General features: G+C 65.1%; 12 protein-coding genes and 2 pseudogenes. 8 read left to right on the forward strand and 6 right to left on the reverse strand.

Annotation, left to right across the window (positions count from 1 at the left end; genetic code table 11):
• The first annotated feature begins 114 nt into the window (after positions 1 to 114).
• The 6 genes from ASF58_RS26200 to ASF58_RS18390 all read left to right on the forward strand — a co-directional run bounded on the left by ASF58_RS26200 (position 115) and on the right by ASF58_RS18390 (position 4,533).
• On the forward strand, positions 115 to 342 hold the full coding sequence (locus ASF58_RS26200) for a hypothetical protein (protein WP_156375788.1): 228 nt from the start codon (positions 115 to 117) through the stop codon (positions 340 to 342).
• Between the two features lie 91 nt (positions 343 to 433).
• Positions 434 to 814: a hypothetical protein gene (locus ASF58_RS18370; RefSeq protein ID WP_055955776.1), complete on the forward strand. Its 381-nt coding sequence runs from the start codon at positions 434 to 436 to the stop codon at positions 812 to 814.
• Positions 815 to 1,067: 253 nt separating this feature from the next.
• Positions 1,068 to 1,634, forward strand: coding sequence for a hypothetical protein (locus ASF58_RS18375; RefSeq protein WP_244477394.1), 567 nt, complete (start codon positions 1,068 to 1,070; stop codon positions 1,632 to 1,634).
• Positions 1,635 to 2,428: 794 nt separating this feature from the next.
• Positions 2,429 to 2,905, forward strand: coding sequence for a BLUF domain-containing protein (locus tag ASF58_RS18380; protein ID WP_055955782.1), 477 nt, complete (start codon positions 2,429 to 2,431; stop codon positions 2,903 to 2,905).
• A gap of 250 nt (positions 2,906 to 3,155) precedes the next feature.
• Positions 3,156 to 4,070 (forward strand): cobalamin-dependent protein, encoded by a 915-nt coding sequence (locus ASF58_RS18385; RefSeq protein ID WP_055955784.1) that lies wholly within the window; start codon positions 3,156 to 3,158, stop codon positions 4,068 to 4,070.
• Between the two features lie 40 nt (positions 4,071 to 4,110).
• The gene (locus ASF58_RS18390; protein WP_055955786.1) at positions 4,111 to 4,533 is read left to right on the forward strand and encodes a BLUF domain-containing protein; all 423 of its coding nucleotides are present in this window, start codon (positions 4,111 to 4,113) and stop codon (positions 4,531 to 4,533) included.
• 7 nt (positions 4,534 to 4,540) lie between these two features.
• Here the strand turns inward: ASF58_RS18390 and ASF58_RS25300 are convergent.
• From ASF58_RS25300 to ASF58_RS18420, 5 genes and pseudogenes are all read right to left on the reverse strand, one after another.
• Positions 4,541 to 4,792, reverse strand: a pseudogene (locus tag ASF58_RS25300) (hypothetical protein); the annotation flags it as partial.
• Positions 4,793 to 4,914: 122 nt separating this feature from the next.
• On the reverse strand, positions 4,915 to 6,351 hold the full coding sequence (locus tag ASF58_RS18400) for a carotenoid oxygenase family protein (RefSeq protein ID WP_055955792.1): 1,437 nt from the start codon (positions 6,349 to 6,351) through the stop codon (positions 4,915 to 4,917).
• A gap of 804 nt (positions 6,352 to 7,155) precedes the next feature.
• Entirely contained in the window at positions 7,156 to 7,437 is a 282-nt protein-coding gene (locus ASF58_RS18410; RefSeq protein WP_055955797.1) for a hypothetical protein, read from the reverse strand.
• Between the two features lie 69 nt (positions 7,438 to 7,506).
• A complete protein-coding gene (locus tag ASF58_RS18415) occupies positions 7,507 to 7,860 on the reverse strand; it encodes a hypothetical protein (protein ID WP_055955800.1) in 354 nt (117 codons plus the stop codon).
• Positions 7,861 to 8,052: 192 nt separating this feature from the next.
• Positions 8,053 to 10,596: an HWE histidine kinase domain-containing protein gene (locus ASF58_RS18420; protein WP_055955803.1), complete on the reverse strand. Its 2,544-nt coding sequence runs from the start codon at positions 10,594 to 10,596 to the stop codon at positions 8,053 to 8,055.
• A gap of 301 nt (positions 10,597 to 10,897) precedes the next feature.
• Between ASF58_RS18420 and ASF58_RS18425 the strand changes: the two genes are divergently transcribed.
• Entirely contained in the window at positions 10,898 to 11,074 is a 177-nt protein-coding gene (locus tag ASF58_RS18425) for a hypothetical protein (RefSeq protein ID WP_156375789.1), read from the forward strand.
• Positions 11,075 to 11,128: 54 nt separating this feature from the next.
• Here the strand turns inward: ASF58_RS18425 and ASF58_RS27560 are convergent, their stop codons facing one another.
• Positions 11,129 to 11,260 (reverse strand): hypothetical protein, encoded by a 132-nt coding sequence (locus ASF58_RS27560; RefSeq protein WP_280137561.1) that lies wholly within the window; start codon positions 11,258 to 11,260, stop codon positions 11,129 to 11,131.
• Between the two features lie 72 nt (positions 11,261 to 11,332).
• Between ASF58_RS27560 and ASF58_RS26205 the strand changes: the two are divergent.
• Positions 11,333 to 11,599 (forward strand): annotated as a pseudogene (locus ASF58_RS26205) (PAS domain-containing protein); the annotation flags it as partial.
• Positions 11,600 to 11,703: the final 104 nt, after the last annotated feature.

Consider the following 11,703-nt stretch of genomic DNA (forward strand, 5'->3'; position numbering starts at 1 on the left):
CATGGCAGATCCAGGTCAGGTTTCAGCCCCCTCCTGGAATCACTGCCATCCCGGCCACTCAACCCTGCCTCAGCCCCTTATCGGACGGGCTCTCAGATTAAGCCGGAGGCGTCCATGCGTATCATGCCGTCTATCCTGACTATTTTCTCAGGGCAGAAGAGTTCGAATTTTTCCAGAACGGGGAAAAACGGCCGCATCCGCATTCACGCTGCTCGTCGTGAGGATCATGCCAGCATCTATCCAAGCGGACAGAGCTACACCTGGGGAGGGCCGGCCACGGCGTCGAACGGGTTCGCGCCGGCTATAGGCTACGACGCTTACCATGGGGGCAACGGCTACTGACCCTGTGACGTGTTGTACCACGCCTAACGCCGGAACGGTCGAGCAGGCGAGGTTGTTTCTGGCCCACACCTCGAAAGATAGGAGCTATCGAATGCGCAAGCTCGCACTTGCGTCAACGGCGCTGCTTGGCCTCGGCCTGCTGGCATCGGCACCCGCCGAAGCTCGCGGCTGGGGCGGTGGATACGGCCACGGCGGCTACGGCTACGGCGGCGGTTACCGGGGTGTCGGCTTCCGCGGCGGATACGGTGGGTATCGTGGTTACGGCGGCGGCTACGGTCGCGGCTACGGCTATCGTCGCCGCATCGGCCCAGGCGCTGCCATTGGCCTCGGCATCGCCGGCCTCGCGGCGGGTGCCATCGTGGCGAACAGCTACGGCGGCTACGGGTATGGGCGTCCGGTGGGGTACTACGGCGGCTATGGCTACACCCCCGCCTATGGCTACGGCTACCCGGCCTACGGCTATGTGTACTGAGAAGAGCACGTCACCGGCTCGTCATCTGACGTGATGGGTCCAGATAAGAATGCATTGTGCTTGGAGCAATCTAAGAGCACTGCATTTAGTTTATCAATGAGCACATCGAAATATCCGCACGTGCTGTATAAATTAAACCCTATAGCTTGAACTTAATAAAAACATCCGTGTTGGTCGAGTGAGCGATCAAAGGATGAAAATGTCACGTTTTAAGATACTTTGCGGCGCCGCCGCCCTTTCGACCCTCGGGTTCATGAACGTCGCCGCCGACGCACAGGAGGGTGGCCCCTGTTCCGACGACATCGCCAAGCTCAAGCGCGAACTTGGGACCCAGGTCGGCATGGAGGCGCCCGTTTCGCAGCCCGATACCGGCCAGCGTAAGGGACCGAACGACGGGTCGGCCGACCAGACCGCGAGCACAGCCGGATCCAAGGCCAAGCCCATTGGTAACGCCGAGACGGATCGCGCGCAGGATGGCGAGGCGTCCCGGGCGACGGGCGGATCGCCGGGCACGGTCGGCGGCGTCTCGGGGCCCGTCGCGGCTGCGGCTGGAACCGGCCAAGCCGTCTCGGTTGCAAGCGGGCGGATCGCCACTTCGCTGGCCGACGTCCGGGCCCAGTCCGAGAACAAGCCGACCGCCGCCGTCGAGGCGTCGAAGGGTGGTGAACCGACCGCCTCGGCGAACCTGTCCGCCGAGGACAAGGTCTCTCAGGCCAAGACCGCCCTGCAGCGCGCGACCGACCTCAATGCAAAGGGCGATCAGTCCTGCCGCGATGCCGTCCAACAGGCTCGTTCGTTGATGCCGCAGCAGGGGCGCTGAAACGCATCGCTCTTGAAACGAATGGATCGCAAGGCTCGTCTAAAATAGGATCTGCTTTGCGCTTCTATTATCGGGTGTGGGCACGACTGCCTGCGCCCTGAAAGGTTCAGCCGTCTTGCCCTGGGACCGCCGGCGCAAACTTGCATCTGTCGACGCGATGGGCTCACAAATCGATCAGTCCTAATAGGACATGACATGCTGATCGTGGGGCGCCGGTGAAGTGACTGCTTCAGGCTGTAGAAGATCTTCTAAGATTTGTGACACGCTACGTTAGCAAGAGATCATTTCTCCGGTATTAACTGGATCCCGAGCCTACGGCCGCTTGTGGGCTGCGTCCACAGCAACTTGTACGACTAGGTTGGGTCGGCTTCGGTCAGTCCGCACTACGACTGGGTTGGTGGTTTCCTGCCAGTTCGCTTTTGTGGAGCAGCCCCGTGGAAGCGGCAATCAGCTGCGGCGCTAGCTAATTGCGTGCCAGGTTGAAACCATAGATACCCGAAGACAGCGCTCTTCAGTTCGAAGCCTCCCAGCTGGGCAGCAAGACTCGGTAACGGATGCTGTCACCTCGCTACGCGCTCGCGCCTCATGTTCGAGACAGTCCTTCAAGGGGTACGTGAAAGGCGGGATTGGCCGAGGCTGTTCGCGCTGACGGGCCCATCACGCGGGAGAACCCGCGATATCGGCGCAAAGACCTGGGCAACCAAGTCCAGTTTCAAATCCGGTGAGATGCGCTATCCTGCCGTCCTCATGCTGGGCAGAACGGCTCGTCCAGCATCCCTGGAGAGGGTCCACCCATGTTGGACGAATACGGCTTTCTCCGTGGCGCTGAGTTGGACGAAGGCGCTCTGCCCGCTCTGTATCACTTCGTCTACTGCAGCCGTGCCGCCGATGGCGTCGATGACGCGGAGGTCGACCGGATCGTAGAGGCGGCCCAGCGGAACAATCTCGCTCGCGGCATCACCGGAGTTTTGGTCTTCGGCAGTGGCATTTTCTTTCAATGGATCGAGGGGCCGGCGGCCCAGATGCAAGATCTTGTCGCGAGCCTCCAGGGTGATCCCCGCCATCACGATCTCGTCACGCTCAGCCAGAGTGAGGAAGAGCGGGAGCGGCTCTATCCTAACTGGGACATGGAGAAGGTCGAAGCCGAGGACATCCGCGTCGTCTTGCAGGACGCCCTCGAAAGCACCGACGACAAGGACAATATCGCGGCCCTGACGCGCATCCTGCAGCAACTCGACACGGGTCCACTCCATACGCTCGGGCGCCTGTAGTCGCGGCAGCGCTCGGCAACTTTCCAGCCATATCCCTGTAGCGTCGATGTCCTGATCGATGAGCGCGCGCGGGGCGGATACAAGAATACCCCCTCTGGATTGTCGAGCGGACCAAAGCACACGTCGAGCCGGGAACTTTTCGCGAGCGCCTTTACATTCCGTCGGCGCGGCGCTCTGATGGGTCCAAGAGGCGCACGGCCATCGACCGACAATCGCCCCGGCACAGGAAGAGCGTTCGGGGGAGCGGACCATGTCAAACCTCGCTTTGTCCACCACTGCGTGGACTGATCCGTCGGCGCGACCCGCCGGCTGGGTCTCGGAGGTTCGCCTTGCCTATGCGCGCAAACGCACGGCCGAGGACAGCCGCCAGCGCGCCCTGGCTCTCAGCCGCATCGTCGAAACAGACATCATCCCGCGTTTGAAGCTGCTTCACCCGCAGCTTGCGCCCGCGGCGAGCGCTCCGCTCGCCAAACCTGACGCGCAACAGATCGAAGCCTTCACGCAGCTCCTCCTCGGTTCGGATCTTTCGGCCGCTTCGGACGCCGTCAGGAATCACCTGGCCAAAGGCCATTCGACCGAGAGCATGTTCCTCGAACTCCTTGCACCGGCCGCCTCCTTGCTCGGACGCCTATGGGACGAGGACCTCTGCGACTTCATCGAGGTGACCGTGGGCGTTGCCCGCCTCCAGCTGCTCCTATCGCAATACCGATCCGAAACGAAGCTCTCCGCTCACGACGAGGCCCGGGCGGCCCTCCTGATGGGGGCACCGGGCGAGCTGCATACGTTTGGCGTGGCCGTCGTTGAGCAGTTCCTGCAGGTCGCAGGATGGCAGGTCACGAGTGGCTTGGCGTCCAGCCCGGGGCAGATCGCAAGCCTCGTGAGATCGACGTCGTTCGATGTCGTCGGACTCACGCTGAGCTGCGAGACCCGCATCGAAGGGCTCACGGCCTCGATCCAGTCGATCCGCGACGTCTCCCGGAACCGTTCGGTCGGCATCATGGTGGGGGGGCCTGTCTTCCTCGACAATCCCGAACTCGTCGAGCGGGTCGGCGCGGATGCCTCCGCCGTCGACGCGCCTACGGCTGTCCTGCTGGCGCAGCGGCTTCTCGAGATCGGCCTGGAAGAAAGGCGGCGGGCTGACACCCAAACCGCCTCCTGCGGGTGACCCCAAGGTTTCGAAGGTAACGCGATCGGAGGCTGGCCAAATGAAGCTCGTGCAGCTCGTCTATGCGTCCCGTCCGTTCGGATTCGATCAATCCACCCTGGATCGCATCCTCACCCAATCGCGGCGCTGCAACACGCGGGACGGTCTGACCGGCGCTCTGGTTTGTCGTGGCGACATCTATCTCCAGCTCTTGGAGGGCAACGCAGACGCTCTCGATGCGACCTATGCGCGGATCGTCCAGGACGAACGGCACCTGGAGATCACGCGTCTCGTCTATGCGGATGCGACCGAGCGACTGTTTCCCGCCTGGTCCATGCGGAGCGACCCTGCACGCACCTGGATGTGGTCCCAGGATGACGTAGCCAAGGGGGCGGCAACGCAGGCGTCACCCGAGTCCGTACTTGGAATTTTTCAACGGCTTGCGGCCGAGCCCGTCCAGCCAGCTAAGCTCACCCTCATATAATCTGCAATCGAAGGGCGCGCCTGAGGTGCGCATAGATGGAATTGAGGCCGGGCGTACTGCCTCGATGGCCAAGTAGGTGCGGCTTAACTGGTCCCAGGGACAGGGGCTCCCGCAGCAGCGGGTTGTCGAGCAGGTAGATCTGGCCGACCGAGAGGTCGTTTTCTACCCGCTGGTAGGCATCGATGGCAGCGAGACCTGTCGGTCCCAGCGGTCCGGGCACGAAGCCGGGGAGGAACGGCTTTCCTCCGTGATCCTGGATGACGGCAGGCTTCGGGTCGCTCGCAACGGGCATTTCGGCTTCCCGGGCATTACGGGACAATCCTGCGCCCCATGAGATATTACATAGGAAAGCGGATCAACTGCCGAAGCATCCAGAGACGGTCACTCGGCCCACGACTTTGGAAACCAGTTCCCATGAAAGCCCGGCGGGATCCGATGCCCCAGGTGCACCGCGGCGACGGGCGGCGCCTCGAATGCGCGCGCGTTGAGGATGACGAAGTCGGTCGTATCACTCACCGTGTCGACGACGAGCCCGACGAGCCAGCCCTCGTCTTCTTCAGCCTCGGGCCTCGCCGGCACGAATACGAACTCGCCTGGTACGCGGTCGGGGCCGAACTCGTGAACGCGCCGCTCCCGTGTCTCCAGATCGTGCTTATAGAGTTGCGTCGCGCCCAAGAGCTGCGTGTTGCCGTCGGCGGGGACCGAGCCCGTATAGACGTATCGGTGGGGCTGCCCGAAGCGACGCTCGTCGATCCGGGGGAACTCCTGCGCCGCGGAATCGATCACCCGGCGGTCGACCCGCCCCGTCGTGGCGTCGGCTGTCCAGCGCTCCAGCCGGCCCGGTGCATCGAGGCCGCCACCTGCCGAGGCGAACACCCTATCGTAGGTGATGACGTCGAGGATCACCCGCCCATCAGCGTCTTCGTAAGCATTGGCAACGTGGAAGACGAAGCACGGCTCGACCGCGCACCAGATGATTTCGGCGGCCGTGCCATGCCGCGGGAGCAGGCCGACGCGGGCGCGGTGGGCCGGGTTCCAGCGGAACGGGAAGCGGTGTCCTGCCAGCACTGCCCGCATCGAGAAGGTGACGGGCAGGTCTAGCACGACGATGAAGCGGGTTGTGATCGCGCAATCGTGGATGCAAGGGCCGTGTTCGACTGGAATTGCTACGTCACGCACGACCTGGCCCAGGGGCGAGATGACGACGTGGCGCACGCTATCCCAGACGCGGCCGTCATAGGCGATGGCATGTGTTTCACCGGTCGCCGGATCGCGATGCGGGTGCCCCGTGAAGGAACCGGCGAGGGTGCCGTCGAACGTATCGTAGCGCTGCGTCTCCAAGTCCTCGGATAAAAAGACGGGAAAGCTGCCAGCTTCGACCACGGCAAAAGCGCGGCCGCCGATCGCGACGACATTGGTGTTGACGGTGTCGTCGCCGCGGCGCGGCCCCGGGGCAGCGGGGCGGCCGAGCGCTGCGGAAACTGCATGCGAGCCGATCCAACGGTTACGGTACCACAGGGCCTTTCCGTCCTCGATGCAGAGACCGTGCACCATGCCGTCGCCCAGGAACCAATCGTGGCCGCGCGTCGTCGGGCGGGCGGGGTTGGCGCCCATCTTGAGGTAGCGGCCCTCGAGCCCCACCGGGATCGTTCCGGTCACGGGCAAATCCCGCAGGGTCAACTCCTCGCGCATCGGCGCGTGGACACCGACTACAAAGGGGTGCTGCGTCCTCGGAAGGCGCAATCGATTGCAGGCCGCCACCAGCGCGACAAGGCCTTCGGCGGCGGCACGCAGGCTGGACTCCATCAAGTTCGGCATCGGGCGCTGGCTCGGGGTGGTCGGAGGAAAAGCGAAGGCCCTCGTGATGGAGGTGTTCCCGTTGCCGGGCAAGAACGACAGCTCTGTTCGCCTGGAACGACTGAGCAACCTTCTCGATGAGCATCTAATTACGTCTGGCCACGCGACGAGAGTGGATCGCTGCGTCTATGGCGCAGTCAGCCAAGCGCTCGGACGCCTCCAACCGCCGGATGGATGGCTGCTTTTGGGTTTGCTATCGACCAACTTCTACGGCGTGGTTGGGTCGGGATCCGTTCGTCCGCTCTACGTCTGGGTTGGTTGGAAAGCAGTCCGGCTGCTATCGGAGGCGTGCTGTGCTTAAGCAGACTTAGGCACATGAAACGGGTGCCAGACGACTGGCTCATCTGCTTCTATCGGCAAGGCTGGAAAACGCTCTAGGAGTGCCACCGCGTACGGCTCCTTTGGCCTACTCGACGTCCAACTTGGATGGCACCTATCGGCCGCACCCGGTCAGGCTGGTACCGACGGAGATAAGGGCGATGCCCCCGGCCCCGAGCAAGAGTCGTCCCAAGACAAGAAAGGCCAACGTACGCCCGACGTGTGCCGGTCGCTGCGCCGGCACGGGCATATCGTCGTTCGCAGAATGATGCAGGCAGCCGCGGAAGGGCGAGGCCGTCCCAATGCCCGAGATGGCGGGCATCGAGGACTTCTGCGGATGACTGCGGTGCGCGCACATGGGCCCGCCCCTTTCGTCCGCGATCATGCTCCGGGTCCATCGAAGCCGCAAGCCGGTGGACCGACTTGCGGAACCAAGGTGTCGTTCGCTCAGGGCTTGGCCTCAAGCGACACCACCTCGTCGCCGTGCCATCGCACCTGGAAGCCAGCCTCGGCGGTCGCTTCCGAGACAATGGCCTTCCAGTCCGAAGGATGGCGCTCGGCGGCTCGTTCGTAGACCAGTTCGCAGATGCGCGTGACGCTCCCAACGGACGTCGCGCCGCGGCTGGTCCAGTAGCGGTTCAGGCTGGCGAAGGCGACGTCGTACAGGCGCGCCTGCTCGGCAGCGAGGAAATCCAGCCGCATGTCCTCGAATTCAGCGGGTCCGAGCATCGGCAAGGCGCTCCCAGGTCACAGCCATGTCGATCCGGCGGATGCCGAACCGACCCCGTCCTGCCGGGACTACGGCAATGCACCGATCATGCCCTTGGCCTCGCTCATGGTGTTCTCGCAGGCACGCTTGTCGCCGCTGCGGTCCTCGCCGACTGCACGGAGGATGAGGGTTCGGGCCTCCGCCACGTGAGTGGCCGTCGAGACCATCGCGAGGTCGCTCGGTGCGTCGAGGCGAGCCGCCTGGATGCCACGGGGCGAACCGGTGCGCAGCGTATGGCCTTCCTGCAGGCCGGTGACCTGGATGGCACCGGCACTGTCGAGGCGCCGCTCGATGGTACCGATCTGCTCGGCGCAGGAAGAGGCGAGCGCCGGAAGCGGCAGGGCGGCGATGGCAAAGGTCGCGAGAATGTAGGCTGGGCGCATCTTGAGACTTCCCGGGCGGTGGCAGCATCCCAGCCTCGTTCCACGAACGGGTAACCGGATGCCGTCCCTCACGCGGCGATGCGAGGGTAGCGTCCACTCAACGGCTCGCCAGCGCTTTGTGTTGCATCGCAACATGAAGCGCGGGGCTGCCCTGCATTGGGCGACGCGACGAACCGTCAGACTTCAGAGCCCTCAGACGGCGAAAGCTCGCCGCAGGGCATCGGCGTCGTAGGGCTTCTTGACTACAGGCACGGTTCCGAGGTCGGCCGGGATCCTGAAGCTTTCGCCATAGCCCGTCGCGAAGGCGTAGGGGATGCCGAGTTCGACCAGCCGACGCGCGACCGCGATGCTCGTCTCGGAACCGAGGTTGACGTCGAGGAGGGCCCGGTCGGGCGGCGATGCCTCGATCAGGCGCAGGGCGTCCCGGGTCGATGCCGCCATGTCGACGGTCCCGGCGCCGAGTGCGGTCAGCACCTCCTCGGCTTCCAGGGCGATGATCATATTGTCCTCGACTACCAGGACCGTGCCGGTCAATTGAAGCGGAACCGCCGGCTGCTCGCGCTTGACGGGGGACGCGGAGACAGGCGGGGCGGCCCGGAGGTACACCGGCGGCAGCGAAAACCGGGCTTCGACGCCGGTGAGCTCGTATCGGATCTCGGCCGTGCCTTGCAGTTCGTACGGGATCGACCGTTCGATGATGGTGGTGCCGAAGCCTCGGCGCTTCGGTGCGCGCACCGTCGGTCCCCCGCTCTCACGCCAGTGCAGGACGAGGTAGTCGAGCGCGTCGCGTTCCCAGCGAATGTCGACCCGGCCGTGCCGGTCGCAGAGAGCGCCGTACTTGGCTGAGTTCGTCATCATCTCGTGCACGACGAGCGCCATCGTCGAGAACGCCTGCGGCTCCAGGAGGACGTCGCCCCCCTCCAGCACCAGCCGGTCGGCCTTGTCGCCGAGATAGGCGCCAGCCTCCAGCAGGATGAGGTTGCGCAGGGAGCCAGGCCCCCAGTTCGAGGTGGTGATCTGGTCGTGGGCCCGGGCAAGGGCCTGGATGCGGCTGCCGACCAGGGCCGCGAACTCCTCGCCGCTGAGCTCGCTGGAGCGGCTCTGCGTGACCACGCCCCGGATCAGGTTGAGGATGTTGCGGACGCGGTGATTGAGCTCGGCGATAAGGAGTTCCTGCCGCTCCTGGGCGCCCTTGCGCTCCTTCTCGGCCGAATCCGTGAGCCGCAGGATGACCTCAAGCAGGGTGACCCGGAGTGCTTCGGCGGTCCGTAACTCGACCTCGGCCCAGGGAAGGGATCGCCCGTGCACGACCTCGCGCCAAGCCTCGAAGCTCTTGCGCGGGGTCAGGCGCACGCCGTTCGGGCCCGGGATCGCGGGCTTCTCGGGATTGCCTGCCCAGGTCACCGTGCGCGAGACCTCGGAGCGGAAGAACACGAGGAAGTCGCGCGGGGTACGGGAGACCGGGATGGCGAGCATGCCGGCGGCGCGTTCGGTGAAGTCCTGTCCAGGCTCGTGCACCCGCCCGATCTCGTCGATGGCATAGGGTCGGCTCGCCGCCGTCCGGTTGAGGAAGCGCACGAGGCCGGCGAACTCCTCCGCCGTCGGCGTCGCGCCCTGGAGCGTGACCTCGCCGTTGACCCAAAGCCCGATGCCGTCGCAGGGCACGATGCCGGAGAGTTCGTCTAGGAAGCCGGAGAGCTCCTCAAGGCTGGTCCCGCCCGAGGCGAGCGCGCTCATCAGGCGGGTATGGATCTCGCGCGAGCGGCCCTCCTGGGCGGCCTCGACCTCGCGCTCGCGGCTCTCCAGGATCCAGGAGAACATCTGCCCGAACAGCTCCGCGCCGGTCCGGCGCTCCAGGGAGATGTGGCGCGGCTCCATGTGGTGGCAGGCAAACAGGCCCCAGAGACGACCGTTGCGCAGGATCGAGACCGACAGCGAGGCGGCCACGCCCATGTTGCGCAGGTATTCGAGGTGGATCGGCGAGACCGTGCGAAGGGTCGAGAGGGAGAGGTCGAGCGGCGCTCCGTCGGGGTCGCGCGCCGGCACCACCGCGGCGCCGGGTGCGTCGACGTCGGCGATGATGCGCAGCCAGTTGCGTTCGTAGAGGGCGCGGGCCTGCTTCGGGATGTCGGAGGCCGGGTAGTGCAGGCCGAGGTAGCGGTCGAGGCCGGAGCGCACCGCCTCCGCGACGACCTCACCCGAGCCGTCCTGCGCGAAGCGATAGACCATGACCCGGTCGAAGCCGGTCAGCGCCCGCATCTGCCGGGCGGCCTCGCGGCAGAGCGGCTCGAACCCGGCTGTCTGCTGGAGACGGGTGACCATGCTGCGCACAAGGTTGCCGGCACTGAGATGCTCCGGCGCGCTGGGTTCGGCCTCGATGACGATGGAGCCGCCCGAAAGGTGTAGGGCGACGTCGAACAGGGGCTGGTCCAGCAGCAACCGGACCCCGAACACCCGGTCGACGGCATCGGGGCCGCGCAGGGTCTGAAGGTGACCCCGCAGGACGTGAATAGCCTCGCTGTCGATGAGCTCGTCCAGCGGCAGGCCGAGCATCGCCTCGACGGGACGCCCCAGCCACTCCGATGCGTTCGCGCTCGCCCGCGCCACGATCCAGTCCGGGGACACGGCCAGCAGGAAGCCGAAGCCTTGGACGGCCCCGAGGATGTGGATCGGCTCGCGGTCGCACGAGCTCAGGTCGACGGATGCGGGGGGCTGGCCGTCAATCGTCTGGGTCATGTCTTGGGAAGCTTGGGGCACGCGAACCGCCTCTCGGTTCGCCCTGCATTCTCTTCCGAGGCATTCACGGCAAACCGATGGCGGTCACTACAGAGAAAATGCGGAGATGCCCGTTCCGTCGATACGTCGATCCGGGTCGAGGACGTGGTTCAATCATGCGGGAACGGACCATTGTATAGTTTCATACGTTGTACTTGCGTCGGCTCCGGATGCAGTCGACCACATCGTGTACCGGGAGGCGACCATGCCCATCAGGATACCCTCACGACCAGGGTTTGACCGGGCAGCATGCCTGACGGAGTTGAGCGCCTGCATCGCCGAGGCCGAGGCGTCCTCCTCCGCCCAGGCCGCCACGGTCCGCATCCTTTCTCGGACGGGGTACGATGCGTCCGAGGCCATCCAGGCCTTGTGGGGCGAGATGGATGCCCTTGCAGCCTTGCGGGAAGTCCGGAGCTTCCTCGGAACGGGCCATCCTTAGAACGAGAGCCAGCCTCTCCCTGCGGTAAGGTGACCAGGGCCGGCCGCCGATGCCTCAGCGCTGCAGGCGGTCCCTTGCCGACACGGCGCGCCGGAGCGTGCGCGAGAGATCCTCCACCGAGTAGGGTTTTTTCAGGAATGGGAAGCCGTGGGTGCCTTCCTCCGCCAAGGGTGCGTCGAACCTCAATGTGACTTCCTTACCCCTGGACTGATCGGGATTGTTCACTAGAACGATTCCGATCAACGGGATTGGCGTAGCTTGAACGACACTGAGGACGGCGCCCGGATCGACGCCGAGATCACCAGCACCGTCGTCGGCTCCGACCCCTTCGCCGCCGCCGTCCGCGCGACGCGCATGCCGATGGTCATCACCGACCCGCGGCTGCCCGACAATCCCATCGTCTACGTGAACGACGCTTTCGTGAAGCTGACGGGCTACGCGCGCGACGAGATCCTCGGCCGCAATTGCCGCTTCCTTCAGGGCCCCGAGACGGACCCCGGGGACGTCGCGCGGGTGCGGGATGCCTGTCCGTCGTCAGATGATTTGGGACATTCAGCGGTGTTCAGGAGCGGAGGCTCTGGTCCATCTGGGGTGAGAGGTTAGGCAGCCTGCGCGTGATGGCGCAAGCG

It is taken from the genome of Methylobacterium sp. Leaf125 (assembly GCF_001423085.1).
Classification (GTDB): domain Bacteria; phylum Pseudomonadota; class Alphaproteobacteria; order Rhizobiales; family Beijerinckiaceae; genus Methylobacterium.